At 65.6% G+C, this 26351-nt stretch carries 17 protein-coding genes and 1 tRNA gene; 5 read left to right on the top strand and 13 right to left on the bottom strand.

Features of this window, described 5'->3' with window-relative positions; translation table 11 throughout:
• Position 1: 1 nt before the first annotated feature.
• The 7 genes from GKC70_RS01330 to gabD form a co-directional block, all read right to left on the bottom strand.
• Positions 2-883, bottom strand: coding sequence for a PoNe immunity protein domain-containing protein (locus GKC70_RS01330; protein ID WP_342650220.1), 882 nt, complete (start codon positions 881-883; stop codon positions 2-4).
• Positions 883-9810 carry a hemagglutinin repeat-containing protein gene (locus GKC70_RS01325; RefSeq protein WP_342650219.1) on the bottom strand — a complete coding sequence of 2976 codons (8928 nt, stop codon included), beginning with the start codon at positions 9808-9810 and terminating at the stop codon, positions 883-885. The genes GKC70_RS01330 and GKC70_RS01325 overlap by 1 nt, the downstream gene beginning before the upstream one ends.
• A 21-nt stretch (positions 9811-9831) precedes the next feature.
• Complete coding sequence (locus GKC70_RS01320; RefSeq protein ID WP_029614153.1) at positions 9832-10350, bottom strand: toxin-activating lysine-acyltransferase; 519 nt, start codon at positions 10348-10350, stop codon at positions 9832-9834.
• A gap of 9 nt (positions 10351-10359) precedes the next feature.
• A complete protein-coding gene (locus GKC70_RS01315; protein WP_342650218.1) occupies positions 10360-12114 on the bottom strand; it encodes a ShlB/FhaC/HecB family hemolysin secretion/activation protein in 1755 nt (584 codons plus the stop codon).
• Positions 12115-12317: 203 nt separating this feature from the next.
• On the bottom strand, positions 12318-13646 hold the full coding sequence (locus tag GKC70_RS01310; protein WP_342650217.1) for an HDOD domain-containing protein: 1329 nt from the start codon (positions 13644-13646) through the stop codon (positions 12318-12320).
• A gap of 134 nt (positions 13647-13780) precedes the next feature.
• Positions 13781-15058, bottom strand: a complete 1278-nt coding sequence (gene gabT, locus GKC70_RS01305) for a 4-aminobutyrate--2-oxoglutarate transaminase (protein ID WP_116889714.1) — start codon at positions 15056-15058, stop codon at positions 13781-13783.
• A gap of 178 nt (positions 15059-15236) precedes the next feature.
• On the bottom strand, positions 15237-16679 hold the full coding sequence (gabD, locus tag GKC70_RS01300) for an NADP-dependent succinate-semialdehyde dehydrogenase (protein ID WP_039581491.1): 1443 nt from the start codon (positions 16677-16679) through the stop codon (positions 15237-15239).
• A 496-nt stretch (positions 16680-17175) separates the two neighbouring features.
• Between gabD and GKC70_RS01295 the strand changes: the two genes are divergently transcribed.
• The 3 genes from GKC70_RS01295 (at position 17176) to GKC70_RS01285 (ending at position 19729) form a co-directional block, all read left to right on the top strand.
• A tRNA-Arg gene (locus GKC70_RS01295) sits at positions 17176-17252 on the top strand.
• Positions 17253-17404: 152 nt separating this feature from the next.
• Entirely contained in the window at positions 17405-19135 is a 1731-nt protein-coding gene (locus tag GKC70_RS01290) for a dipeptidase (protein ID WP_342650216.1), read from the top strand.
• Positions 19136-19291: 156 nt separating this feature from the next.
• Entirely contained in the window at positions 19292-19729 is a 438-nt protein-coding gene (locus tag GKC70_RS01285; RefSeq protein ID WP_342651576.1) for a CBS domain-containing protein, read from the top strand.
• Between the two features lie 4 nt (positions 19730-19733).
• Here GKC70_RS01285 and GKC70_RS01280 read toward each other — a convergent pair whose 3' ends face one another.
• The 3 genes from GKC70_RS01280 to GKC70_RS01270 form a co-directional block, all read right to left on the bottom strand.
• Positions 19734-19976: a DUF2789 domain-containing protein gene (locus GKC70_RS01280; protein ID WP_116889720.1), complete on the bottom strand. Its 243-nt coding sequence runs from the start codon at positions 19974-19976 to the stop codon at positions 19734-19736.
• 106 nt (positions 19977-20082) lie between these two features.
• Positions 20083-20715: a LysE family transporter gene (locus GKC70_RS01275; protein ID WP_295481251.1), complete on the bottom strand. Its 633-nt coding sequence runs from the start codon at positions 20713-20715 to the stop codon at positions 20083-20085.
• 100 nt (positions 20716-20815) lie between these two features.
• Positions 20816-22726 carry an ATP-binding cassette domain-containing protein gene (locus GKC70_RS01270; protein WP_342650215.1) on the bottom strand — a complete coding sequence of 637 codons (1911 nt, stop codon included), beginning with the start codon at positions 22724-22726 and terminating at the stop codon, positions 20816-20818.
• A 71-nt stretch (positions 22727-22797) separates the two neighbouring features.
• On the opposite strand from GKC70_RS01270, the gene GKC70_RS01265 reads away from it, so the two are divergent.
• Positions 22798-23280, top strand: a complete 483-nt coding sequence (locus tag GKC70_RS01265) for a TIGR02444 family protein (protein WP_342650214.1) — start codon at positions 22798-22800, stop codon at positions 23278-23280.
• On the opposite strand, the gene GKC70_RS01260 is transcribed toward GKC70_RS01265, so the two are convergent.
• Positions 23256-24197 carry an AlgP family protein gene (locus GKC70_RS01260; RefSeq protein WP_342650213.1) on the bottom strand — a complete coding sequence of 314 codons (942 nt, stop codon included), beginning with the start codon at positions 24195-24197 and terminating at the stop codon, positions 23256-23258. The genes GKC70_RS01265 and GKC70_RS01260 overlap by 25 nt on opposite strands.
• A gap of 249 nt (positions 24198-24446) precedes the next feature.
• Between GKC70_RS01260 and GKC70_RS01255 the strand changes: the two genes are divergently transcribed.
• Complete coding sequence (locus tag GKC70_RS01255; RefSeq protein WP_342651575.1) at positions 24447-25088, top strand: FKBP-type peptidyl-prolyl cis-trans isomerase; 642 nt, start codon at positions 24447-24449, stop codon at positions 25086-25088.
• A gap of 1 nt (position 25089) precedes the next feature.
• On the opposite strand, the gene rsd is transcribed toward GKC70_RS01255, so the two are convergent.
• Positions 25090-25560, bottom strand: coding sequence for a sigma D regulator (gene rsd / locus GKC70_RS01250; protein WP_295481254.1), 471 nt, complete (start codon positions 25558-25560; stop codon positions 25090-25092).
• Positions 25561-25781: 221 nt separating this feature from the next.
• A complete protein-coding gene (locus GKC70_RS01245) occupies positions 25782-26282 on the bottom strand; it encodes a disulfide bond formation protein B (RefSeq protein WP_342650212.1) in 501 nt (166 codons plus the stop codon).
• Positions 26283-26351 lie beyond the last annotated feature (69 nt).

Raw genomic sequence — 26351 nt, 5'->3', positions numbered from 1 at the left:
CTTACCCTGACTTCCGATTGAATAACCGCGACCAGAATCCTCGACGCTCCTCGGGTTGCGCTTCCAGGCTCTGCTGCGCTGGCAGCGTCTCGGGGTGGAGCAACGCTTGGGGATAGTGCTCCTGCCCTAGACATAGCCTGTCGTCGAGCCCAAACGCCTTCACCGCCGCCACAGCCTCCACGCACCAACGGCCGAAATAGGCTCCCCCCTCAAAGTTTTCATCACCATAGCGGTACCAATAAGGGTGCTTGAATGCCGTTGCCTGCTTACCCACACCTGAGCGCGCCCCTGCACCGACTTCGCCATACCAATGTTGAACGAAATCCAACAATGCAGACGCTCGTTGGTCAGGCTGTTCATCGATCGCCTTGAGCAAGCGGGCATAGGGTTTGGGATAAAGCAGCACATCACCTATACGCCGTTGCGGGGAGCGGGAGGCGATGATTCGGTCCAACAGATGGTCTTCGCCCTCATTCCCTACGAGTGTGAGCAATTGCTCCCACTGCTGGTCCGGTATTTCCAGAGCCAATGCCAAGCCGACCAGCCAGAAGCAAACGATGTAGTGGTCGTAATTAACCCGCCAGGCGTTGCGCGTGTACTGCTCATCCTCGTTCCACTGCTCAGCCCCCAGTCGCTTGGAGCGGTCCCAGGCGTCGAGCAAGCCGGGAAAGTAGGCGGTCATTTGCGCCACTGCATTTCCCGCTGAATAGAGTCTCAGCATCTGATGCAAGTGCTTCTGCATCAATGTGAAAAGGTAATGTGGCTCATAGCTGGGGTCGCCAGGAGGGGTATCGACGTTTGCCCTGGCCTTGAGAAGATATTCTTCGCTATAAGCCACCCACTCCTGCCAGTAGTCCTGACCGCCCAAAGGTGATCGCACCATCATTTGCTCCCCAGTAATTTCGACGTGGCGACAGGATCGGGAACGTATCTACCCGCTTTATCCAACACCCCTACACTGACTCTACCGAACGGATCAGTGTGCACAAGCCATTTCTCCACACGCCCTGCCCTCAAGGCGTCGTTGATGCCGTCAGCAACTCGCGCGTTGCCGTTCACGGACTCTAATATGCGGTTGTAGTTCGTGTTACCACCCTGCAACCAACTATCACTCATCTGCATCCCATCACGAGTGTTTTTCAACGTCGAGGCGCCAAACTTATACTCAACGATCAGATAATCCACACCAGGTTTGTTGACCTTGTACAAATCATCAATACCCGTCTGCCCAATGTCTGGTGCGCGACCAATTTTCTGAGCACCCGGGACTGCCTGCTGGATCCGCTCACCCCCCATCAGGTCCCCAATAATACTTTTCTGCGCATTAGTCAGGGAGCGGAAGTCCATGATGGGCGTCCCATTCGGGTTGAATTGCCCACCTTTTGCAAGCAGCTTTTCGAAGCGCCCAAGACCCGCCATGTTTTCCAGGCTATTGGTCGCCAATTTGATGCCGACATTCGCTAGCTTGACTCCACCTTTGGCGACACCACCGACCCCAGTAACAACGCTTCCCACCTGCCACACCAACTCACCCAGGTCACGCCCCAACTCGAAAGCCTTTTCATCCCCGCCCTTCTCCAGCGCCTCGGCCATGCGGTCGATCTTCTGGTCCAGGGCGGCGATCACATCGTCGCCAAACTGCTGGCGCGCTGCCGGATCGTCGATCAGTTGCTTCATGCCTTGCAGCCCCTGGATCGGGTGCATGACGAACTGGGCCAGGCCCTTGATATCGTCGAAGCCAGCGCCCACCAGGCCAGCGCCAATACCGCTCTGGGTCAGCAGGTCCTGCTTCTTGCTGATATAGGCCCACTTGCCCAGCACTTTCAGCTCGGCAATACGCCCATCGGCCTCCTTCAGTTCCTTCCTGGCCTGCACCAACTGCTGCGTCGCCAACCAGTTGTTATCCACAGCCCCGGAGGCCGCCGCAGTGGCCGTGGCGGCGTCCAGGTTCGAGGTGGCGGCGAGCCCTGTGACCAGGCTGACGATCAGGTTGCGCTTGGCCTCGCGCTCGCGTTCGCTCTCGTTGGGACTGGCTTCGGAGAACAGCCCGGTCAGCAGGCTCGAGACCGCCGCGCCAGCAGCCCCGCTGCCGCAGCTCTGGCTGCTGGCGGCAGCACCGGCGCAGGCCAGGATGCCATGCAGTGCGGCGTGCAGCGGGGTGCCTTCGACCAAGGTGCCCTTGGCCACCAGGTCGCCGATGTAGCCAGCGCCCTGCTGCTGCACGTAGTTGACCACCATGCCCTGGAGGAAGGCGCCGTTGCTGGCGCTGATATTGCCGCTGGCGGCCGCCACCAATGCCGTGGTGATCTGCCGGTAGGTGCCGCCGGCGCCCCAGTTGCCGGCGATGCCATCGGCTTCGTTGCGCAGGTTTTGCGCACGGGTGCGCAAGGCCAGCGCAGCGGTGGGGTCTGCGGCCTTGTCCGCTTGGGCCTCGGCCTCTTCGGCGGCTTTGCGCTTGGCATCGACCTCCTTGGCCTTGTTCGCCAGCAAGGTACCGGCCTCGTTGGCGAAGGCCTGGACGATCTCGAAGCCCGAGCGGATCTGCTCTTCGTCGAAGATCGGCTTGAGTGCATTGCTGCCGTCACGCTCGCTGGACACCTCGCGGTCCAGGCCCGCCAGGGTCTGCTCGGCGCTCTGACCGCTGCGCTCGCGCTGGGCGGCTTCGTCGGTGATCAGGATCGAAGCGCCGCTGATGCCGCTGCGGGTCACGCTGCTGGCGCTGTCGCTCGCGCTGATGGCGATCGGCAGGCTGGCGCCCAGTTCGCGCTCGTTGGTCGGGATCTCGGTGCCTGGCGTGATGCTGCCACCGGTCTGCACGTTGCCCTGCTGGTCCTTGCCGATCTCGTTGAAGCCACCGCCGACGTTGAAGGTGCTGGCGTCGTACTCGGCCTTGTTGCGGATATCGCTGCTGGTCAGGCTGCCGGTGACCAGACGGTTGCGGCCCTCGGCCACGGCCTGCTCGCTGCTGGCGATCACCGCGCCCTTGAGGTCGGTGTTGCCACCCACGCGGACGTCGAACCCGCCGTCGCCGGCCTTGATCCCGGACTGCTCGGTGACGCTGGCGAAGTCCGAATCCATGTCGGTACCGCCGAAGTTGGCGCTGGCCCCGCTGATCGAACTCATGCCCACGCAGAACGGCGGAATGCACAGGCTGACGCCGAAGCCCATGCTCTTCTCGTCGACCTTGAAGGTGTCGGTGTCCTGCAGGCTTTCGATGTTCAGGTCACCGCCGACATCGGCCATCACTTCCCGCCCGCTGACCACCGCACCGCGCAGGTTGCTGTCGCCCCCGGACACCAGGGTGGCGCGGTTGCCAGCCTCGACCACGGCGTTGCGGTGGGTGAGCGTCTCACCGTCGGCCTCGCCACGGTTGCCGTTGACCCCGACATCCAGGGTGAAGCCGTTGCGCGTGCCGCCCAACGACAGGCCGATGCCGACACTGGCGCTGCTGCCCTTGCTGTCGCTGTCCAACTGGCTGGTGTTGCGGGCGGCCAGCAGGTTGATGTCGCCGTCGGCGGCCAGCGTGGCATCGCGACCGGCGCGGATCTCGCTGCCCTGCACCGTGATATCGCTGTCGGCACCTGCGCCGGTGGCACGCAGGCGCACGTCGTTGCCCGCCACCACCTTGGAGCCGGCCGCGGTGTCGCTGTGCTGTTCGGTGGTGCTCTGCTGTTTCTTGGTGCCCAGCGACAGGCTGATGTTGACCCCGCCCGCCGCGCCCGGATCCTGCGCCACCGCCGTGGCCGCGTTGTTCACCGCCAGCGCGGCGGTGGAAGCGGCCAGCACCTGCATGCGCCCGTCCTCGGTTTTGTTCGCCGCCCGCTGCATCTGCTGGGTGGTCTGGATCGCACTGATCACCGGGTTGGTGATGGTCACGGTGAAGCCGGTCTGCTTGAACAGCGTTTCGCGGGTGCGGTCGGTGGTTTCCCGAGCCTCGGTAATGGCGATCTGTTGAGCCAGGATGTCCACGTCGCCCTTGGGCGCCATGACGTCGCTGCCAAACTGACGATACTGGCGTCCGGCCTCGATCAGCACATCGCCCTCGGTGCTGCCCACCGTGCTGGCGCGCGCGGTTTCACGGGTGGTGAGGTCCTTGACGCTCTGCTGCTGGGTGCCGATGGTCAGCGCCAGGCCACCGCCGCTGAACAGGCCGCTCTTCTTCACCGATTTGTCATGGCGCTCGCTGCTGCTCTGGCTGGCCGCCTCGACGTTGATATCGCGATCGGCCACCAGCACGGTCTGCTGGGTCGACACCACGTCGCTGCCACGCACCTGGATATCGCGCCCGGCCTGCAGGTAGGTCTGCTCGGCGCTGACGGTGCTGCCCTGGGCCTGGGTCTGGCTGACGGTGTCGCGCAGGGTGGTGGTCTTGCTGGAGAACAGCCCGCTCTTGCCCTTGAACTTGTGGGCTTCGTCGGCGAACTGATACTGCTCGGCGGCGCTCAGGCTGATGTCGCGCCCAGCCTCGGCCATCACCATGCCCTGGTCGCTGGCCACCGTCGCGCCACGCGCGGCGATGTCCTGCCCGGCCTTGATGCGCAGATCGCCGGTACTCTGCACGGTGCTGCCCACTTCGCCGCGACTGGCCTCGTTGCGCCAGTTGCTGGCGTTCCAGCTGATCGCCTGCTGGTGCTGCTCGGCGACGGTGCCCAGGTTGACGTCGCGCCCAGCCTCGAGCTGGCTGACGCCACCAGCACCGGCATTGACCACCTGGGCGCCCAGCAGGTTGAGGTCGCGACCGGCGGCCACGCGCATGGCGCCACCTTCGCCACTGACGAACAGGCCGGCGACCCGCGAGACATTGCTGCGACTGCCCTGCTCGCTGCTGCTGTCGCGGGTCAGGGAGCGCACGTTGATGTCCTGGCCAGCTTCGATCGCCAGGCTGTCGGTGGCGCCGATCAGGCCGCCGAGGTTGTTCAGGTTGTCGCGGGTCTTGAGCGCGACGTTGTTGCCCTGGATGCGCCCACCGAGGTTGTCGATGTTCTGCGCGGTCAGCGCCACCACGCTGCGCCCACCCAGGCTGCCGCTGTTGAGCAGGTCGCCGGAGAGGTCCAGACGCAGTTGCTGACCGGCGATCAAAGCGCCGTTGCCGTCGAGATCGCCGTCGCGCACCCGCACGTAGACCTGCGGCACCAGCACCTGACGCGTCTGGCCGTTGGCCAAGGTGACGTCGCGCGACACAAGCCAGACGATATCGCTGGTCAGTTGGGCCATCTGCTCGGCGGTCAGGGCCACGCCTGGCACCAGGTTCCAGGTGTCGGCGACGGTCACTGCGTTGTCGATCAAGGCGCGGTACTGCGCTTCGTCGTTGGCGAAGCCGTCGAGGAAACGCCGCCCGGTGAGCTGGGCGATCTGCTCGCGGATCAGCTTCTGCTCGTAGAAGCCATCGCCCAGGCGCTGTTGGGTCTGCGCCGGATCGACCTGCAGGCGGTCGAGCATGTAGTCCGACGACAGCCAGTTGCGGTAGCTGGTGAAGCGCGGATCGCTCTCGATCAAATAGCCGCGCACGGCATCGGGGTTGGTCTGGAACAGGCTGTTGCTCGGCAGCGCCAGGTTCAGCCCACCGCTGCGCACCTGGTCGGCGACACCCTGGCCGTCAGCCAGCTTGACCGAGACCACCGCGCCGACACGGTACTGCTCAGCGACCGGGGTATCGACCGCGCCCACCGTGGCCACCTGCTGGCCGACCTGCTGCTGGTCGCGCCCGGCGATCTGCGTGCCGCTGCCGTTGATGGTGGCGTGCTCGCCGTACTCGGTCGGCGTCAGGTCGATGTCCTGGATCAGCGGCGCCGGGCGGTAAGCCGCGACGTTGGTGCCCTGGCGGTCGCGCCCTTTGCGCTGGATGCGGTAGAAGTTAGTGGCCGTACCCGCATCGGTGGTCACCCGCCGACCATCCACTTCGGTGTTGGTCACCTGCGCCGCGCCAGCCTGCAACAGGCCACCGGCGAGGATGCGGCTCTTGTCGTTGAACACCGTATCGCCGCTGAAGGTCAGGTCGCCCCCGGCGAGGATCTGGCCTGGCGCGGAAGTGGCGATGCGGGTCTCGCTGACACTGCGGGTGTAGTCGTAGCGGTTGAAGTTGTCGCGGGTGCCTTCGGGCGTATTGAGGTGGTCCACTTCGTCGTTGTAGACGGAAATCTGGTCCGGCCGGTAGCGATTCGGCGAGCCGCTGAGCTGGTATTCGCGCAACTGCTCGGTGCTCACCAGCACCTCGGTGGTGCTGAAATGCTCGTTGGTGTTGCGCAGCTCGCCCACCGCCAGGCGCAGGTCGCCCAAGGCTTCGAGGGTGGCGCTGGCATTGCTGAGCAGCGTGGCGCGGCCGCTGGCATGGTCGTCGCTGTCCAGCGCACCGCCGATGGCCAGGTCGCCAGCACTGAAGATCAGCGCCTGCTCGCGGTTGTCCAGTTGCTGGCTGCCGATGTCGAGTTGCTCGCGGGCGGCGATGGTGGCCGCGCGGTCATGCTCGTCGCGGTTGACCACGCTGCGGCTGGCGATGGCCAGGCGGTCGCCGTACACGCGCCCGGTGCCGAGGTTGAACAGTTCATCGGCCTGCACGCGCACCTGCTGGCCGTCGATCAGGCCACGGTTGGTCAACTGGCCACTGAGGCGCAGATCGACCTGGGTCGCCGACAGCTCGCCCTCGGCGCGGTTGTCCAACTGCGCGGCGCGCAGGCTCAGGGCTTTGCCGGCCAGCAGCTTGCCGCTGTTGTTCAATTGCCCGCCAACCTCCAGCGTCAGCGTGCCGTTGGCTTGCACCTGACCGGCCAGGGTCAGGTCGCCCTGCTGTTGCAGCAGCAGATCGCCCAGGCTCAACGCCCGGCCGCTGCCACTGAAATAGGCGACGTTCATCGCCAGCAGACGCCCAGCGATCAGCGTGCCGCTGCCGTTTTCCAGCCGCAGCCGCGACTGCGCCGCGTCACGGTCGGCCAGGCGCAGTTCGCCGCCCGCCGACACCAGGCCCTTGTCGTTGTTCAGGGTGCCTGCCAGGCCCAGGTTGATGGCCTGATCCGCGCGCAGGGCGCCTTCGCGGTTGTCCAGCGCGTCGGCGCGCAGCAGCAGGGATTGCGCTTCGATGCCTTTGTCGGTGACGGCCGTGGCGCGGTTGTCCACCTGGGCGGTCTGCAGGCTGAGCTGCCCGGCGCTGCGCAGCAGGCCGTCGCGGTTGTCGAGTGCGTCGCGCAGCGTCAATTGCAGGTCGCCGCGGGCCTGCATTTTGCCGCCCTGGTTGTCCAACTGCTCGCCCTGCACCTGCACCTGACGCTCGCCGACCACCTCGCCGCGGTTTTCCAGCACGGGGGCGACCAACAGCACATTGCCTTTACCGGCGATGAAACCACGGTCGTTGAGCAAGTGGCCGCTGCGCAGCTCGACCGCGTCCTGGCCGACGATGCCTTTGTCGCTGCCGGAATTGGCGTTGCGCAGGGCCTGGCTACCGGTGTCGATGAATAGGCGGCCACCGGCCTGGATCAGGCCGGCACTGTTGCGCAGTTCGCCACTGCGCACGTCGAGCGTGGCGCCGGCGTCGAGGGTGCCGCCGTCGTTGTCGAAGGTCTGGCGGCGGCTGTCGAGCGACAGTTGGCCCGCGCTCAGGGTGCCCTGGCGGTTGTCCACACCGTTGGCCGCGACCTGGACCAGGCCTGCGGCTTCGATACGGCCGCCCGCGTTCAGCAGGGTGCCGTCGGTGACGTCCAGACGCACGCTGCTGGCGACCGAGCCCAGGGTGCCCCCGGTGTTGTCCAACTGGCCGGCGATGATCTGCATGGCCTGGGTGGCGGCAATGGTGCCGGCAAGGTTATCCACACGGTCGCTGCGCAGGTCGAGGGTGCCACCTGCGCTGAGGGTGCCGCCGTCGTTGCGCACTGCGGTCGCGGCGATGTCCAGGCTGCCGCCTGCGGCCAGCGTGCCGCCGCGGTTGTCCAGTTGCGTGGCGTTGCGCACCTGCAAGGCGCCGCCCTGGGTGGCGATCACAGTGGCGTTGCGGGTATCGAGCTGAGGGCTGTCCAGGGTCACCTGGCGGCCCTGGACCTGGCCCTGGGCGAGCACGGCCTTCTGCGCGCTGATCTGCAGCGCACCATTGCTGGCCAAAGTGCCAGCGGTGCCGTCGATTTCGCGGGCGCGCACGTCCAACTGGCCGCTGCCGGCATGCTCGACCTTGCCCTGGCGGTTGTTCAGGGTGCTGCTGTCGAGGCTGAGGTTGCGCGCGTTGCTGGCGATGCGACCGTCACTGTTGTCGAGGTTGTCGCGGACCTTGATACGGCTGTCGGCACTGCCGGTCTGAACCAACTCCCCACCCTGGTTGCTCAAGCCGACCGCATCGACCTGCAACTGGCCGACGTTGACCTGCGCACGATCGCTGCGCAGCGTGCCGCCCGTGCTGGCCTGCAACGCGCCGGGGCTGTCGAGGGTGCTGTCGCTGAGGTCCAGGTCGCCCTTGTCTGCGCTCAGCGCCAGCGTCGCGCCTTGGGTCTGGCTGTGGCGCAGGTCCAACGTGCCAGCCTTGAGATCGACCGCGCCGCTGGCGTGGTTCTGGCCGTTGGCGGCGATCTGCTGCGCCTGGACCTGCAAGGTGGCGTTGCCGCTGGACACACCTTGCGTATCGACACCGGCCGCCAGCAGGGCGTCGCGGGCGCTGTCGAGCTTGGCCGCCTGGATGCGCACATCGCCTTGGGCCGCCACGGTGCCGGTGTTATCCACAGCCCCGGCCGTGCTTACCTGCACCGCCCCCTTGGCGTAGACGCTGCCGCGGTTATCCACACCGCCGCCGGTGGCCAAACCGGTGTCGGCGGCACTGCTGATGGCACCCTGGTTGACCAGTCGTCCGTCGGCGGTGACGGTCACTTCACCGGCCATGGCGCCGATCTGCCCGGCGTTGCGCACGCCGACGCCCGCTTCGGTGCCCACCAGCTTGATCTTGCCGGCATACATGCCGCCCAGCTCGGCGACGTCGATGGCCACCTCGGGCTTGGCGCTGCCGTCATCGGCCAGGGCGTTGGCCTGGCTGTTGTCGGCATTGACCTGGTTGCGACCGGTGGTGACCTTGAGGTCGTTCGCCCAGACCCCGGCGTTGACCTGCACGGTCCGGGCGATCAGGTCGGTGTAGTCGCTGTCGCGGGCATCCAGGCCCTTGCCGGTGATGGTCAGGGTACCGCCTTCGACACGGTAGCCGACGATGCGCCCGTCTTCGAGCTGGGCGCGGCCAGTGGTCAGGGTGGAGCGGTCGGCGTTGATGAAGCCGCAGCCGTCGCACGTGATACCGGCCGGGTTGGCGATCACCACCTCGGCGCGTTGTCCAGCGACCTCGACATAGCCGCGCAACTGGCTGGGATTGCTGGCGTTGACCTCGTTGAGGATGACCCGCGCGCTGCCGTTGCCCAGGTAGGGGTTGCCCTCGATCCAGCCACCGAGCTGGGTCTGGGCATTGTTACCGGCGTTGTTGAGGATGGCGCCGCGCGAGTCGACGTCGAACTGGCTGTACTGGTTGCGCGACACCCCGGCCGCGCTCGGCGTCTGGATGTTCACCTGCGGCGTGCCGTTGGCGCTTTCGATGATCATCGGCCGTTGCCCGCCGGGCGCGCCGGGGTCGGCGACGATACCGTTGGCCCAGGCCGGCGCCACGCCAAGGCTGATCAGCCCCAGCGCGCCCATCAGCGCGAAGCGCAGGCCGCCGAGGGTGACCACGCACGACGCGTCGGCCTGGCTGGCGGCCTCACGGGTGCCCGGCGCCTTGCCCTGGCCGCTGACGTTCTCGGCCACGACCATGAGCAGGCCACGGGCCTTGTTGAAGATGACGCGATGCAGATGCTTGTTCATGCAAGTCCCTTTGCTGGCGACTCAGGCGCCGGTGGCCAGTGGATGAGCGGCGAACCAGGCGCGCGCCTGTTCGGGGATCACGCCGATGCCGTGAAATGTCTTGATCTTCAAACCGCGCTGCTCGCCCTTGTGATACAGCGCGCGGGCGCAGCGGTCGGGAAACACGCGGCTGAGCAGCAGGCGGCTGAGCACCGCCGTGTGGCCAAACGGGGCGATCCAGTCGTTGACCCAGAGGCGCTCGCCGCTGTGCCAGTCGTCCGGGTCCATTTCCACCGGGGAGCGGGTCAGGTAGCGCCGTTCGGCCTCCTCGCTCAGGCTCAGCCACGACAGGTAGAACACGGGTTTGCCGTGCTCGCTGCCGAGCACGAACTGGCGCTGCTTGAGCGCCGGCAGCAGCAGGCTCGACAGGGTGTGCAGCGGCGCATCGCGGTGCGCCTCGGACTGCATCCACAACCAGGTGGCGCAACCCAGCACCGTGGCCTCGTTCCACGGCTCGTCAAAGACGGCCGGGGCGGTGATCTCGAACGTGTCCAGACGCATGGCGTGACCTCAGAACGACAGGGCGACCGTGAAGGCGCTGGTGAAGTGGGCGGTGTCGAAGCCGTCAGGTTTTTTCAGCGGCGTGCCCCATGACCAGTCGTAGGTCAGGTTGCGGTAGCCGCCGCGCACGCCGACCACCGCGCCGGCCAGGCGGCGGCCCACCAGGTAGTCGGCGGCGTTACCACCCACTTCGCCATAGTCGATACCGGCGTAGGCTTCCTGGCCGCTGTTGCCCAAGGCCAGGCCCAGTTCGTTGCTCAGGGTCCAGCCACGGTCGCCGGAGAGAATGTTCTCGCCATCGAAGCCGCGCACCGAGTAACGGGTGCCGATGGTGAAACGGTCCTGGGGCACCAGTTCGGTACGGTTCCACTGTGCGCGCCAGGCGCCGATGTAGCGCAGGCGCTGGTCCTGGACGGTGAACGGCACTTGCAGTTGGGCGTCGGCGAGGATGATCTTGGCGCGCGCGCTGCCATCGCCGAAGGCTTCTTCGGGTGCGGCCAGGGCGCCGTGCGCGCCGGTGCCGCGTCGATAGCTCAGGCCCAGGTCGAGCGTGGAGGCGCCGATGAATTCGCGGTGACCGACACCGGCCTGCCAGCCGGCCATGCGCCGGTGCTGCTGCTCGATCTGCGTGTCGTCGATGAAGTTGTCCGACGAGCGCGTCCACAGGCTGCTCCATAGCGTGGTCTTGCGCACTGCATCGCGGTACACCAGGCGCGACAGGCGCAACTCGTTATTGCGGCTTTCGCCCCGGTAGCTGAAGTTCTGGTTCACGCCCGCGACGGTCTGGTGATAGTCGTACTCGCTGGTAGTGAAGGCCAACTGCCAATAACCGAACGGCACCGAGTAATGCAGGGTGTGGCCCTTGGTGCCCTTGCTGCCGGACTCGCCGCCGCCCAGGTCGTGGTTGAAGCTGGCGTAGAACAGGTCGTTGAGCGACAGCGGGTTGTCCAGCGACAAGGCCACGGCGCCCTGGTACTTGCCGGTGGTCTTGCTGCCGCTGTTGTCCACCGACAGGCTCAGGCGGGCCGGGAAGCGCTGGCGCCAGGCAATGATCACATCGCTTTCACCGGGCTTGGCGTCCTGAGCGCTGGCCGGGGCGATGCGGATGTCGGCATCGGCGGTGGGCACACGCTTGAAGTTCTCCAGGCCCTGCTCGATGTCGCGCAGGTTGAGCAGGTCGCCCGGCCGGGCCGGCAGCGCGTTCCAGGCATTGGCGCGGCGGCTGGTGGCGGCGTCGAAGCGAATCTGGCCGATGCGTCCGGGCAATAGGGTCAAGACCAGGATGCCGCTGTTGAGGTCCTGGGCTTCGGCGAGCACGCGGGTGGTGACGAAGCCTTTCTCGATGATCGCGTTCTGCACGCGCTTCATGGTCAGGTTCAGACCGCCTGCCCCCAGGCACTGGCCCAGCGCCGGATCATGCGCGGGATTAGCCGCGCGCAAGGCCCACTGAAACTGCTCGGCGGCGTCGCCGATCAGGCGGATCTGCTCAATGCGAAAGCACGGGGTTTCGTTTTGCGGCAGGCGCCCGGTGGCGCCCTCGGCAGGCGCCGCTTCCAGGCGCACGTCGGGGCGGGTATCGAGTTGCTCGCGCAGCACCCGCTCACGCTCACGCTGGCGCTGCAGTTCTTCTTCGGGACCGGCCGCCACGGACGTCTGAGTGGCGAGCAGGCCCGCGAGCAATAGCCAGGCGGATGACAGGCAGTGAGCAGCGGTGACGCGCGAGACGCGCGCAACCAACGCCGAACGACGGGCGAGTGGCAGCATGGCACATCCTTGTGGGCCGAAGATCAGGTAAGAAGGGGCGCCGCGCAGGGAAGGAATGAAGCGCGGTCAGCCGAGCGTTGAGACGGGGAATTAGCCGGAAAGTTGCGACCGTTCGCAGGAATAGTCCTACAAAGCGCGAATCTGTGAACGGGATCGCGAAACGCACGGCGTATTTCGTCGTGCGTTCATCAGCGCTGGGCGGATCAGGCGGTGGGGGGCGTGTCCGTCTCCTCGCCTGACACCGCTGGCGGTTGCGACGCGGGTTCTGAATCGGTCGCTTGTTCGGTCAGAGGCGCGTCCGGGACGGCCTCAACGGCCGGTGCCGCAGGCGGCTCGCGCAGACGGTTGAGCTCCGGCAGGCCGAGCTTGAGCAGGCGCGCGGTCTTGCTGCTGGCGACCTTGGCGTTGTTCTGCGAAGCCGGCAGGCGCGACAGTTGCCCGGCCAGGTTCATCGCCAGGATCTCCCGCGAATACACACCGCCGCCCAATTGGTAGATAGCTGCGATCAGTTCGCGCAGGTCCAGCGGCAGGCGCCAGCGGGTGCGCAAGGCCGAGCCGAACGGCGCGCCGAATTCGTTGAGCGACAGTTGCACCTGATCTTCGTCCAGCTCGCCCCCGGCCAGCCGCCACTCCTGCAAGGTGCGCAGCACCGCCAGATCGCCCAGGCAATGCAGCAGGCCGGCGCAGTAGCAGCGCTCCGGGTCGAGGTCGAGCTGTTGCGCCAGGGTGCGGCCGTAGTCGGCGGTGCGCAGCGAGAGGTTCCAGTAATGCGCCGCGTGGTGGGTCAGCAGCGGATCGCTCAGGCGCGCGCTGCGTTTGAGGGTCAGCCCCAGCACCAGGTTCATGCTCTGGGTGCTGCCCAATTGGTTGAGCGCCTGAAGCAGCGTCTGCACCGGCTTCTCGCGGTGCAGGGCGGCGCTGTTGGCGGCGGCGATGAGCACGGCGGTGATCTGCGGATCGTTGCGGATGTCTTCCTCCAGCACGCGCAGGTCCAGGCCCTGCGGGCTCAGCGCACGCTTGACCGCCGCCTGCACGTCCGCGAGCAGCGGACCGCCGTCGGCGCTGGCGCGGCGTTGTTCGAGGAACGCCGGCAGGCGAGCGCCGGGCTGCAGCGGCGGCACCGGGCAGGCGATCTGCTCGCCCACTTCCAGCAGCAGGTTTTCCAGACGCTTGCGCAGGTTGTCCAGGTTCAGCGGCTTGCTCAGGTAAGCGGTAGGGTGCAGCGGTAGCGCTTCCTTGACGCTGGCGCTGTCGTTGCGTTCGCTCATGAGAATGAACGGCAGCGCGGCCTGTTCGCGCCGGCCACGCACCCTGCGCAGCAGATCGAGGCCATCGAGGCCCACCAGCTCGCGGGCGGCGATGATCAGGTCGGGCATGCTGTCCAAAGCGCTCAGCGCCTGGGAGCCGTCGGCGCAGACTTCCAGGCGCGCGTCGCAGCGCACGCTCAGCAGCATCTCGCGCAGCATGTCGCGAACCCAGGGGTCGCTTTCAGCGATCAACACGCGCGGTGGAAGGGGATCTGCAGCATTCATGGGCAACTCCTGGCAATCAGTGACGCACGATCCTTCGCAGCTTCCGGAAACATCATCTGGACACCATAGCGCCACCAGCCGGACTTGGGCATAAAAAAACCCGCCGAAGCGGGTTTTTCCAACGAAGCCGTGAATTACGCCAGTTCGGCGAAGCACGCTTCGATGATGGCCAGGCCTTTGTCCAGCAGCGCGTCTTCGGCGGTCAGCGGCACCAGGATGCGCAGGACGTTGCCGTAGGTGCCACAGGACAGCAGGATCAGGCCTTTGTCGCGCGCCTTGGCCACGACTTGTGCCACGGCTGCGGCGTTCGGCGTGTGGGTGCCCTTCTCGAACACTTCCACGGCGATCATCGAACCCAGCCCACGGACGTCGCCGATGATCGGGTGCTTCTGCTGGATTTCACGCAGGCCAGCGGTCAGGCGCTCGCCGACGGCCTTGCTGCGCTCCAGCAGTTTCTCTTCCTCGAACACCTGGATGACGGCCAGGGCCGCGGCGCAGGCGATCGGCGAACCCGCGTAGGTGCCGCCCAGACCGCCTGGGGCGATGGCATCCATGTACTCGGCCTTGCCGCACACACCGGCCAGCGGGAAGCCGCCAGCGATGGATTTGGCGAAGGTGGTCAGGTCAGGCGCGACGCCCATCTGCTCCATGGCGAAGAAGGTGCCAGTACGGCCAGCGCCGGTCTGCACTTCGTCGGCGATCAGCAGGATGCCGTGCTGGTCGCACAGGGCGCGCAGACGCTGCATCAGTTCTTTCGGCGCCGGCAGGAAACCGCCTTCGCCCTGTACCGGCTCGAGGATGATCGCGGCGATGTCGCGCGGCTCGGCGTCGTTCTTGAAGATGCGCTCGACCGAGGCGATGGCGTCATCGACGCTCACGCCGTGCAGTTCGCTCGGGAACAGGGCGCGGAAGATGCCGCCGGGCATCAGGCCCATGCCAGCCGAGTACGGCACGACTTTGCCGGTCAGGCCCAGGGTCATCATGGTACGGCCGTGGTAGCCGCCGGTGAAAGCGATCACGCCCGCACGGCCGGTGGCGGCGCGGGCGATCTTGACGGCGTTTTCCACGGCTTCGGAGCCGGAGGTGACCAGCAGGGTTTTCTTGGCGAAGTCGCCCGGCACCAGGCTGTTGATCTTCTCGGCCAACTCGACGTAGGGCTCATAAGCCAGCACCTGGAAGCAGGTGTGGCTGACCTTGGTCAGCTGCTCCTGGACGGCTGCGACCACTTTCGGGTGCAGGTGGCCGGTGTTGAGCACTGCGATGCCGCCGGCGAAGTCGATCAGTTCGCGGCCTTCGACGTCGATCACCGTGGAGTTCTTCGCCGACTCGACGAAGATCGGGTGAATCTGGCCGACGCCACGTGGGACGGCGGCGACACGGCGTTGCATCAAGGATTCGTTGGTCTTGCTCATAATGCCCTCATTCGCGCCGAGGCTTACGGCGCTGTTATTCGGGGGTGGCTAGGCGGACGGCGGACAGTATTCGTTGATCGACTGCCGCGCACGCCCCGGCCACCAGGTACTGCGCTGTCAAAAAAACCAGCGGGACGTCGCTCTCGCGCCCCGCTGGCGAGGTAAATCCCTTAGCGCATCAGACGCTGATGCACAGGTATTTGATTTCGAGGTAGTCCTCGATGCCGTACTTGGAACCTTCGCGGCCCAGGCCCGAGGCCTTGATGCCACCGAACGGCGCGACTTCGTTGGAGATCAGGCCGGTGTTGATGCCGACCATGCCGTACTCCAGCGCCTCGGCGACGCGGAACACGCGGCTCATGTCGCGGGCATAGAAGTAGGAGGCCAGGCCGAACTCGGTGTCGTTGGACAGGGCGATGACTTCGGCCTCGTCCTTGAAGCGGAACAGCGGGGCCAGCGGGCCGAAGGTTTCTTCCTTGGCGACGGCCGCGTGCTTGGGCACGTCCACCAGAATGGTCGGCTCGAAGAAGTTGCCTTCGATCAGCTTGCCGCCGGACAGCACCTTGGCGCCTTTGGACACGGCGTCTTCAATGTGTTCCTGGACCTTGGCCACGGCCTTGTGGTCGATCAGCGGGCCGGTGGTGGTGCCGTCTTCCAGGCCATTGCCGATCTTGAGCTTGGCGACCGCCGCCTTGAGCTTCTCGGCGAAGGCGTCATACACGCCGTCCTGCACGTAGAGGCGGTTGGCGCAGACGCAGGTCTGACCGTTGTTGCGGTACTTGGAGATGATCGCGCCTTCGACCGCCTTGTCCAGGTCGGCATCGTCGAACACGATGAATGGCGCGTTGCCGCCCAGCTCCAGGGACACTTTCTTGATGTCCTTGGCGCATTCTTCCATCAGTTGGCGACCGATTTCGGTCGAGCCGGTGAACGACAGTTTGCGCACCAGCGCGTTGCCGGTCAGCTCGCCGCCGACTTCGCCGGCGCTGCCGGTGACCACGCTCAACACGCCCGCCGGGATGCCGGCGCGGGTGGCCAGTTCGACCAGGGCCAGGGCGGAGTACGGGGTCTGCGAGGCGGGCTTGAGCACCATGGTGCAGCCAGCGGCCAGGGCCGGGCCGGCTTTACGGGTGATCATCGCCGCCGGGAAGTTCCACGGGGTGATGGCGGCGGTGACGCCGATCGGCTGCTTGATGACGATCAGGCGCTTGTCCGGCTGGTGGCCAGGAATCGTGTCGCCGTAGACGCGCTTGGCTTCTTCGGCGAACCACTCGATGAACGACGCCGCGTAAGCGATCTCGCCCTTGGCTTCGGCCAGCGGTTTGCCTTGTTCGGTGGTCATCAGGCGGGCCAGGTCGTCCTGGTGCTCGATCATCAGCTCGAACCAGCGACGCAGCTTGGCCGAACGCTCCTTGGCCGTCAGCGCGCGCCAGGCCGGCAGGGCCTTGTCGGCGGCTTCGATGGCGCGGCGGGTTTCCGCAGCGCCCATCTTCGGCACGCTGCCGATGACATCGCCCGTGGCCGGGTTGGTCACCTGGATGGTCTGACCGCTGTCCGCGTCCAGCCACTCACCGTTGATGAAGGCCTGCTGGCGGAACAACTGAGCGTCTTTGAGCTGCATGTCGGCTTCCCTTGACCGCACCGTACACGCACGGCGCGAATGGTTGATTGTGCTTCAGGCGCCGGCTAAGGCGACCGTCATGGATGCTGGCACCCGGTCGAATCGGTGTTCGATATGGGCATCGAGCGTTTGAAATCTCAAACGAATGCTAAGCGGCTGCTGGGGTGTTGGACAATAGCCTGTTCGAAAAAAAGAACGAATGGGCAAATGCGGTGAGTGGCGTCCAGTCGGGAAGTTCACGGGCCGGAGGTGGAGCGACGAGCTTGCCAACGGCAACACTGCCTGCAGGTTAAACGAGCGGGTTGACGCAAATGCGATAGGCGCGTGAAACCGTCCCTGGATGGGTGCTTATGGCTACGATCCGGAGATCGTCCTTAATACGATGAACTCAAACGTTTCATTCAGCTCGATGGCCAACCGGGCGCTGCGGGAAAACCTGTCAGAGATCAAGGCGATGGACGCCATCGACACAGACCGGTATCATGGCGCCCGCATTGCACTCGTAGCTCAGCTGGATAGAGTACTGCCCTCCGAAGGCAGGGGTCGTGGGTTCGAATCCCGCCGAGTGCGCCATCTCCAAAAGCCCTGGGAATCTCCCGGGGCTTTTTCGTTCCTGCGCCACCCTCCCGCGCCCCTCCCCTCACCACCGCCATTGATGGTAGCGTGGGCACGTTCCTACTTTTGCACGTGCCCTTTAAACCCTTCGCGAAGGAATGCGCTCGATCATGCCCTTGCCCAAGTTCTCTGCCGCCTCCCTGCTGCTGGCCAGCCTCGCCCTGCTCAGCGTGCCGGCCCACGCCAATCTCAGCCCGCAACAATCCGCCGCCATCCTCAAAGCCTACGACGGCAGCGAGCCGGCCGACTTCAAGCAGTTCATCGGCCAGGTGGCCACGCATGAGCTGGCCAAGACCGATGGGCTCGAACAGACCCTCCAGGCCTATCAGGCCGGCACGTCACTGAATGCCGAGCAGCAAAACGAGATCAACCGTCTGCTGGGCCTCTATACCCGCATCAAGTACGGCAAGGCGGCCACCGAGACGCTGCGCGAGCTGGTCGAGATTCCGACCTTCCAGGTCGAGGGCGTGGCGCAGCACGACAACCCGCAGTTCCACAAGATCGCCGCGAAGATCCAGGCGCTGGCCGAAGGCTTTGGCCTGGCCTTCCGCAACGTCGACAACCGCGTCTACGAAATCACCCTCGGCGAAGGCAAGGAAGTGGTCGGCCTGCACGCCCACGCCGACGTGGTGCCGGTGAACCCGGACAACTGGAAGCTGGAAAACGGTACTCGCCTGGACCCGTTCAAGGTCACCCTGGTGGGCGATCGCATGTACGGGCGCGGCACCGAGGATGACAAGAACGGCATCGTCGTCGCGCTCTATGCGTTGAAAGTGGCCAAGGACGAGAAGCTGCCGCTGGCGCGCCAGTTCAAGCTGCTGATCGACACCACCGAAGAAACCTCCGGCGACGCGATTCCTTATTACTTCGCCCACAACGCCACGCCGGACTACAACCTGGCCCTGGACGGCGGCTATCCGGTGGTCATCGCCGAGAAAGGCTACGGCACGGTGATGGCCAGCTTCGCCAAGCGCGCGGGCGAAGGCAAAGGCGCGGAAGTGATCAACCTCACTGGCGGCCTGGCCACCAACCAGATTCCCACCACCTCAGTGGCGACCTTGGTCGGCGACCACCCGGTGGACCTGGCCCGACGCCTGAAAAAGGCCGGCACCGATTATCGCAAGGCTCACGGCAAGGACTTCCGGATCGACAGCGTGGTGTCCGGCAAGCACGTGATCCTGACCGTAACCGGCGTGTCTGCGCACTCCTCCTCGCCGCAGTCGGGGGTCAACCCGGTGGCGCGCATGCTCGACTTCCTCAACGGCCTGGGCGAACGCGTGCCGCTCAAGCGCAACCACTTCACCGACGCTGCGCGCTACGCCGCCGACAACTGGGGCCTGGACTACCTGGGCAGCAAGCTGGGCATCGGCTTCAAAGACGACTTCATGGGGCCGCTGACCGCCTCGCCGACGTTCGTTGGCGTGGACGACAAGGGCCTGAAGCTGGCGGTGAACCTGCGCATTCCCAAGGGCAAGTCAATCCAGACCCTCAAGGACGAGCTGGGCAGCAAGCTCGGTGCCTGGTCGAACGACACGCACACCGCCGTGGCCTTCGACTACAGCCTCGACGAGCCGATGTACCGCAACCCCGAAGGCGCGTGGGTGAAGGCGCTGCTCGACGTTGCCAGCCAGAACCTCGGCCTGCCCCATGAGTTCGGCACCTCCGCCGGTGCTACCTCGGTGCATAACCTACCCAACGGTGTCCAGTTCGGTCTGGCCATGCCCGGCGTGAAGTACACCGGTCACAACGACAACGAGTTCAAGACCGTAGAGCAGTTCATGCTCGACCTGCAGGTGGTCAGTGAAATGGTCGCGCGCATCGGGCAGATGCCCACGCTCTAGCGACGCCTGCCGAGGGCTGCCTGCCAGCCCTCGGATTTTTCCCGCCAATGACGTTTTTCAATCGGCTCCATGCCGTTTCCTGCATTGCCCGGCCACGCGCGGTCTTGGATGCTTGAGGCTTTCCAGGACAGCGTTTTTTCCACTGCCGAGGCCGCCATGAAGAACGTCGAACACATCCTCAAGAGCAAATCCCAGCATCAGACCGTCTACACCATCGGCCCTGACGATTCGGTGCTCGACGCACTCAAGCGCCTGGCGGAAGTGAATATCGGGGCGCTGCCGGTGGTGGAAGGCGATCAAGTGGTGGGTATCGTCAGCGAGCGCGATTATGCGCGCAAGCTGGTGCTCAAAGGCCGCTCGTCGGCGGTCACGCCAGTGCGCGAGATCATGAGCGCGCCGGTGGTCACCGTGGAACCCAAGCACAACCTGGAATACTGCATGAACCTGATGACCAACCGGCACCTGCGCCACTTGCCGGTGGTGGACAACGGCAAGTTGCTGGGCCTGCTGTCGATCGGTGACCTGGTCAAGGAAACCATCGCCGAGCAGGCCAACCTGATCCTGCAACTGGAGCAGTACATCCGCGGCGAGTGACGCCTCAGGCCTTGGGCTTGTGCAGCGCCTCGTTGAGCTGGTCGATCATGACGATCCAGTCGGAATCGGCGATGTAGTTTTCCTTGAGGAAGGCGCGCTGCGAGTCGCTCCAGAACGGCGCGTCCACCAGTTTGACGTCGTCGTCCAGCGGGGAATGGGTGGTGATGAAGCGGTCGATCTCGACAGGATCGTCGTCCAGGCCCATCTGCTTGAAGATTTCCGAGAACTCGTGAGTCGGTGCGTCCATGGTGCGTACCTCCGGGTAGGTCTAAGGGGTGCCTACCTCTAGACAGCTCGCAGGCCGCACTGACTCGATCCGATGCGCCAATCCGCTGGAAAAAACGCCGCGCCGCCTACAAAGGCGCGCGGCGCAGGGTGGCGAGGAAGGTCGCGGCACCGATGAACAGCCCGGCGAAGGTGCGGTTCAGGCGCTTCTGCTGCCGGGGCGTGCGCATCAGGCGCAGCACCCGCGAGGCCAGGCCGGTATAACCGGCCATTACCAGCAGGTCGACGCTGATCATGGTGACGGTGATGGTCAGGTACTGGGGCAGCAACGGTGCGTGCGGGTCGATGAACTGCGGCAGGACCGCCAGCATGAACACCAGCGCCTTGGGGTTGCTGACGTTGACCAGGAAGCCCCGGAACACCAGGCTCAGCGGCTTGCCGATGGGGCGCACCGCCGAGGGGTCGGTGAGGTCCATCGGCAAGGCCCGCCACTGGCGATAAGCCAGATACACCAGGTAGGCGACGCCGAACCATTTGATCACCTGGAACGCGGTGGCCGAGGCGGCGAGGATGGCGCCCACCCCGGCGGCGATGATGGCGATCTGCACGATCAGGCCCAGTTGCAGGCCCAGCGCGTTCCAGTAGCCGCGCCAGAAACCGTATTGCAGCCCACTGGACATCGAGGCGATCGCCCCGGCGCCCGGCGACAGGCTGATCACCCAGCACGCAGCGAAGAACGCCAACCAGGTCTCCATCGACATCGCACACCTCACTCGCGCTAATGTTGCAAAACGTTAAGCTACGATCCTGGCCAAAAAAGCACCAGTGGTTTTCGCGCGAATGCCCACGCAGCAGCGCCGCTCAGGACAGCGCTTCGAGCTCCGCCTGCATGCTCTCCAGGGTTTCCAGCGCCAGCATCCACGCTTCTTCCAGCTCGCCTTCACGTTGCTTGAGGCTGCTCTGACGCGCCAGCAACTCGCGCAGCTCGTCCTTGCGCGCCGCTTCGTAAAGTTCGGCATCGCCCAAGGCCGTCTCGATCTGCGCCAGTTCCGTGTGCACCTGGCCCAGTTCGGTTTCCAGCTTGTCGGCCGCTTTCTTGTGCGGCGCCAGTTGCTGACGCAGTGCGGCGGCGGCCTGGCGCTGGGCCTTCTTGTCGGTCTTGTCCGGGTTGACCGGGGTGCTGCTGACCGGCGCGGTGCGCTGGCGATAGTCGATCAGCCAGCGGCTGTAGTCGTCCAGGTCGCCGTCGAAAGGCTGGACCTTGCCGTCGGCCACCAGCAGGAAATCATCGGTGGTGCTCTTGAGCAGATGACGGTCGTGGGAGACCACCACCACGGCACCGGCGAACTCCTGCAAGGCCATGGTCAGCGCCAGGCGCATTTCCAGGTCGAGGTGGTTGGTCGGCTCGTCGAGCAGCAGCAGGTTCGGCCGCTCCCAGGCGATCAGCGCCAAGGCCAGCCGGGCTTTTTCGCCACCGGAGAAGTTGAGCACCGGCTCGTCGATGCGATCGCCGCGAAAATCGAAGCCGCCGAGAAAATCGCGCAAGGTCTGCTCGCGCTCGCTCGGCGCCAGACGTTGCAGGTGCAGCAGCGGGCTGGCCTTGTCGTCCAGCGAGTCGAGCTGGTGCTGGGCGAAGTAGCCCACTGCCAGGTTCTCGCCGCGCGCCAGGCGACCGCCCAGCGGCGCCAGCTCGCCGGCCAGGTTCTTGATCAGGGTGGACTTGCCCGCGCCGTTAGGGCCGAGCAGGCCGATGCGCGCGCCGGGAGTGAGCTGCAGCTTGACCGTCTCCAGGATGGTCTTGTCGCCATAGCCCAGCCGACCTTCGGACAGGTCGAGCAGCGGACTGGAGATTTTCTGCGCTTCGCGGAAGACGAAGTCGAATGGCGAATCGACATGCGCCGCCGACAGTTCCTCCATGCGCTCCAGGGCCTTGATCCGGCTCTGCGCCTGACGTGCCTTGGTGGCCTGGGCCTTGAACCGGGCGATGTACTTTTCCATGTGCGCGCGCTGCGCCTGCTGCTTCTCGTAGGCCTGTTGCTGCTGCGCCAGACGCTCGGCACGGGTGCGTTCGAAGGCGCTGTAGCCTCCTTTGTACAGGTTCAGCTTGCGCTGCTCAACGTGCAGCACGTGGTCGACCACGGCATCGAGGAAGTCGCGGTCGTGGGAGATCAGCAGCAGCGTGCCCGGATAGCCCTTGAGCCAGTCTTCTAGCCAAAGGATGGCATCGAGGTCCAGGTGGTTGGTGGGCTCGTCGAGCAGCAGCAGGTCGGAGGGGCACATCAGCGCCTGGGCCAGGTTCAGGCGCATGCGCCAGCCACCGGAGAAGTCGCCGACGCGCCGATCCATCTGTGCGCTGGTGAAGCCCAGCCCGGCCAGCAGCTTGCGCGCACGGGCGTCGGCGGTGTAGCCGTCGGCGCTGTCCAGCTCACTGTGCAAGCGCGCCAGCGCGGTGCCGTCGTGGGCGTGCTCGGCGGCAGCCAGGTCGGCCTGGACCTTGCGCAGGCGCAGGTCGCCATCGAGCACGTAGTCTACGGCCAGGCGGTCGAGGGTATCGACTTCCTGGCGCATGTGGGCGATGCGCCAGTCGGCGGGGATCTGGCAGTCGCCGGCGTCCGGCGACAGCTCGCCGCGCAGCAAAGCGAACAGGCTGGATTTGCCAGCACCGTTGGCGCCGATGAGGCCGGCCTTGTGACCGGTGTGCAGGGTCATCTCGGCGCCTTCTAGCAAGCGCTGCGGACCACGCTGTAAAGTGAGGTTAGATAGTCTGATCATGATGGTCGCGGAGTCTATCAGCTTCCGGGTGGCCCACACAGGGCGCTCGATCACTGACGCGAGTCGAACCAATGCACACCGATCTATGGGATCACGCGCGGGCCTTGTATGCCCGGCCAGGCGTCGAGCACGCCTGTCTTGCCTTGCAGTCGCTGGGCGGCGATGTCTGCCTGCTGCTGTGCGCCACCTGGTTGCAAGCGCGGGGCGTGGCGGCAGAGCCGCAGCGGGTGGAGGCGTTGCTGGCGGTCAGCGGGCCGTGGCAACGCGACGTGGTGGCGCCGCTGCGGGCGTTGCGTCAGGCGTGGCGCGGGCAGGCGGCGCAGGACGCTGCGTTGGCGGCGCTACGCGAACAGGTGAAGAGGTTGGAACTGGAGGCTGAGCGCGCCGTGCTGGAGCGCTTGCAGGGCATTACCTGCGGGTGGTCGGCGAGTCCACACGGACACGCCGATGATTGGCTGCAACGGCTGGCGCCGGCGCCGACCCACGACCACGACGCGCTGCATCAATTGCGCGCCGCGGCCGCTGCGCTTCAGGAGGCCGAAGAGGACGACTGAGCGTTGCCGTTGGCCACAGGAGCCGCGGCAGGGGTTGCCGAGTTGGACGACGATGCGGCAGTGTCGGCTGGCTTGGCGGCAGCGGGCTTGGCTGCCGGCTTGGCCGCCGCCGGTTTGCGAGCGACGCGCGCAGCGGCTGGCTTGGCCGCAGGCTTCGCGGTTGCAGGCTTGGCGGTCGAAGCCTTGGCGGCGGCAGGTTTGGCAGCAGCAGGTTTCGCAGCGGTGGGCTTGGCGGCAGTTGCTTTGCTCGGCGCTTTGGCCGCTGCAGGCTTGGCGGCGACGGGCTTGGCGGCAGTAGGCTTGGCCGCGGTCGATTTGGCAGGAGTCGCTTTGGCCGGGGTTTTGGCAGCAGCCGGCTTGGCGGCGGCGGACTTCACCGGAGTCTTCGCAGCAGGCTTGGCCGCAGGTGCCTTGGCCGCCTTGGTGGCGGGAGCCTTCGCTGCTGGCTTGGCTGCAGCCTTGCCAGCCGGCTTAGCGGCAGGTTTGGACGCTGCTTTGGCGGCGGGTTTGGCGGCGGCACGCTGATCCAGCGCCTTGCCGGCCGCCTCGCGGACCTTACCGACGCCCTGCGCCAGTTTCAGGCTGTCCTGGGCATCGCGCTTGAGTTGCTGAATATAGGTGCGCGTTTGGGTCTGACGCTCTTTCAGCGAATCGAGCAGCGCTTCCAATTCACCGATGGCGCCTTGGGCCTTCCCTTGGGCCTTGGCTTTGCCAGCCTGGGCAGCGTCCTGCAACTTCAGACGGGCGTTGTGCAGTTTCTCCTGCGCTTTACCGCGTTGTTTTTCCAACTTGGCGAGCAGTTTCTCCGCATCCGCCAGCGCTTGCGAGCAAGCCTCTTCCAGATGTTCGAGCAGGCTACCGGAAAGTTGCTGGAGCAGGTGCAACGGCGTACTAACGGGCTTCTTCTTGGCCGACATGGCTTACCTCCTGGCTGACGAGAGTGCGGCTCATACTATGCTTCTGCTGCTAACGCCGCTAGGCCATGTTGACAGTATTCTCGGCGACGCGTTGCATGTTCGGGCACAGTTTGAAACGTGCATCTGCGCCGGTCTGCCGCCGTCGTGTGGCTGTTGGATAATGGCGGCCTCCCGGCCACTGGGAAAGACTGACATACTTCGCCCTCAACGCCGCAGGAGTCGCCCGTGCACCGTCTTTCGATATTGCTGCTGAGCGCGCTGGCCTTCTCGGCCATCGCCGCCACGCCCACGTCGCCGCCCAATGACCAGGACCTGGCCTACAGCCTGGGCGCCAGCCTGGGCGAGCGCCTGCGCCAGGAAATGCCCGACCTGCAACTCGACGCCCTGGTCGAAGGGCTGCGCCAGGCCTATCAAGGTCAACCGCCGCGTATCGAGAAGTCACGCATGCAAGCCATCCTGCAACAGCATGAAGAACAGGCGGCAGCGGCCGGCGCACAGGCCCACACCGACCAGTTGCTGGCCGCCGAGAAGCGCTTCATGGCCACCGAGCGAGGGCGCGCCGGCGTGCATGAGTTAAGCGAGGGTGTGCTTTACAGCGAACTGGCCAGCGGCAGCGGCGCACAGCCCAAGGCCGGCGGCAGGGTGCAGGTTCGTTATGTCGGGAAGTTGCCGGACGGCTCGGTGTTCGATCAGAGCCAGCAGCCGCAATGGTTCAGCCTGGATTCGGTCATCGCGGGATGGCAGGTGGCGCTACCGCAGATGAAGACCGGCGCCAAATGGCGAGTAGTGATCCCTTCGGCGCAGGCCTACGGGGCCGACGGGGCGGGCGACCTGATCGCGCCTTACACCCCACTGGTCTTCGAGATCGAACTGCTGGCGGTGGGCGACTGACTCAGGCCTGCACCGCGCCCTCGACCTTGTGCGCGGTGTGCAACACTTCGATCAGGCAGTCTTCCAGCTCGAAGCGCTCATGCAACAGCCCGCCCAGCTTGCCCAGCTTCTCGGCGAATCGCTCCGGATCGGTGCACTCGCCTTTCTCGCAGTGATCGTTGAACGCCAGGGCGATCTGAGTGCTGTCATCGATGCGCGGGTTGATCTGGGTGGCGAGTTCAAGGCCGCGGGTGTCGCCAAAGGCCTTGGCTTCGCTGACCAGTTGCTCGCTGATCTCGAAGTGCCACGCCGATACATAGTCGACCAGCGCCGCGCAAAAGTCGCGATTCTTGTCCTTGTCGGCGAAGGCAGGCTTGGCGTCACGCAAGGCGTAGAACGCCTGCACCAGTTCGTGACGCTCCTTGAGCCAACGGTCGATCAGCTTGTGGACCCCGCCCCACCGTTCCTGGGCGTTCTGGCAACTATCGAGCATGGCAGTCTCTTCCCTAGCTGGGCAGATGCAGCTGCACCCGGCGCCTCGATCGGGCGACACAGCGGTGAAATCAGCGCAACGGCATCGAACCGTGTGATTTAGGTATGTGTGCAGGGCAGATTATTCCCGCACGTGCTGCCCATCAAGGTACGCAGTGGACTAAGTTCATACAAGCGTTCGATAGCCTTGGCCCGAGCCGCTGGTCGTGCGCTTGCCCCAGATCAACCCTTGCCCGGCATGCGTCGGCACCACGCCAACAGATGCCAGCAGGGCAGTGCCGCCAGCGCCAGGAACGCCAGCAAGCTCCATTCTGGAAGGGTGAGGTCGAGGAAGCTCCAACTGATCGACACGCACTCGGAGTTACCAACCAACAAGCGCGCCAGCGCCTGCGCCCAGGAGCGCTGGAAGGTATGCTCGAACGGTTCGGCCGAGACGGTCGGCCACTCGCCCTGTAACCAGACATGCCGGGCGGCCAAGGCCAGGCCGAGAGTGGCCACAACCATTGCTATCGACGCATAGGCGCGGGCGCCTTTGAGCCCCGGTGCGTGCAGGACAGCGCACACACAGATGACGCCGTAGAGCGCTAGCAGCAAACGCTGGCTCAGGCACAGCGGGCACGGCACCAACCCCAGCCAGTTCTCAAGGACGAACGCTGCCGCCAAGGCCAGCACCGAGCCGAGCAAGCCTAAGAAGAACAGAGGGCGCGAGCGAACCTGCGACATGACCGATGCGAATCCCATGGTGTTCGGAGTGGTTTAAAACGGTAGAGGAAAGAGGACCGCTGTTTCAAG

Origin of the sequence: Pseudomonas sp. REB1044, from assembly GCF_038813925.1 — a bacterium.
In the GTDB taxonomy this organism is placed as follows: Bacteria; Pseudomonadota; Gammaproteobacteria; order Pseudomonadales; family Pseudomonadaceae; genus Aquipseudomonas; species Aquipseudomonas boreofloridensis.
The sequence above is the reverse complement of the archived record's forward strand: the minus strand, read 5'-3'. Positions and strand labels throughout refer to the sequence as shown.

Excerpts from the sequence above, each read along its gene's own strand:
- GKC70_RS01270 (WP_342650215.1), bottom strand. The coding sequence starts at position 22,726 with ATGATCAGACTATCTAACCTCACTTTACAGCGTGGTCCGCAGCGCTTG.
- GKC70_RS01290 (WP_342650216.1), top strand. The coding sequence starts at position 17,405 with ATGCCCTTGCCCAAGTTCTCTGCCGCCTCCCTGCTGCTGGCCAGCCTC.
- rsd (WP_295481254.1), bottom strand. The coding sequence starts at position 25,560 with ATGCTCGATAGTTGCCAGAACGCCCAGGAACGGTGGGGCGGGGTCCAC.
- GKC70_RS01310 (WP_342650217.1), bottom strand. The coding sequence starts at position 13,646 with ATGAATGCTGCAGATCCCCTTCCACCGCGCGTGTTGATCGCTGAAAGC.
- gabD (WP_039581491.1), bottom strand. The coding sequence starts at position 16,679 with ATGCAGCTCAAAGACGCTCAGTTGTTCCGCCAGCAGGCCTTCATCAAC.
- GKC70_RS01275 (WP_295481251.1), bottom strand. The coding sequence starts at position 20,715 with ATGTCGATGGAGACCTGGTTGGCGTTCTTCGCTGCGTGCTGGGTGATC.
- GKC70_RS01320 (WP_029614153.1), bottom strand. The coding sequence starts at position 10,350 with ATGCGTCTGGACACGTTCGAGATCACCGCCCCGGCCGTCTTTGACGAG.
- gabT (WP_116889714.1), bottom strand. The coding sequence starts at position 15,058 with ATGAGCAAGACCAACGAATCCTTGATGCAACGCCGTGTCGCCGCCGTC.
- GKC70_RS01265 (WP_342650214.1), top strand. The coding sequence starts at position 22,798 with ATGCACACCGATCTATGGGATCACGCGCGGGCCTTGTATGCCCGGCCA.
- GKC70_RS01280 (WP_116889720.1), bottom strand. The coding sequence starts at position 19,976 with ATGGACGCACCGACTCACGAGTTCTCGGAAATCTTCAAGCAGATGGGC.
- GKC70_RS01245 (WP_342650212.1), bottom strand. The coding sequence starts at position 26,282 with ATGTCGCAGGTTCGCTCGCGCCCTCTGTTCTTCTTAGGCTTGCTCGGC.
- GKC70_RS01260 (WP_342650213.1), bottom strand. The coding sequence starts at position 24,197 with ATGTCGGCCAAGAAGAAGCCCGTTAGTACGCCGTTGCACCTGCTCCAG.
- GKC70_RS01285 (WP_342651576.1), top strand. The coding sequence starts at position 19,292 with ATGAAGAACGTCGAACACATCCTCAAGAGCAAATCCCAGCATCAGACC.
- GKC70_RS01325 (WP_342650219.1), bottom strand. The coding sequence starts at position 9,810 with ATGAACAAGCATCTGCATCGCGTCATCTTCAACAAGGCCCGTGGCCTG.
- GKC70_RS01315 (WP_342650218.1), bottom strand. The coding sequence starts at position 12,114 with ATGCTGCCACTCGCCCGTCGTTCGGCGTTGGTTGCGCGCGTCTCGCGC.
- GKC70_RS01330 (WP_342650220.1), bottom strand. The coding sequence starts at position 883 with ATGGTGCGATCACCTTTGGGCGGTCAGGACTACTGGCAGGAGTGGGTG.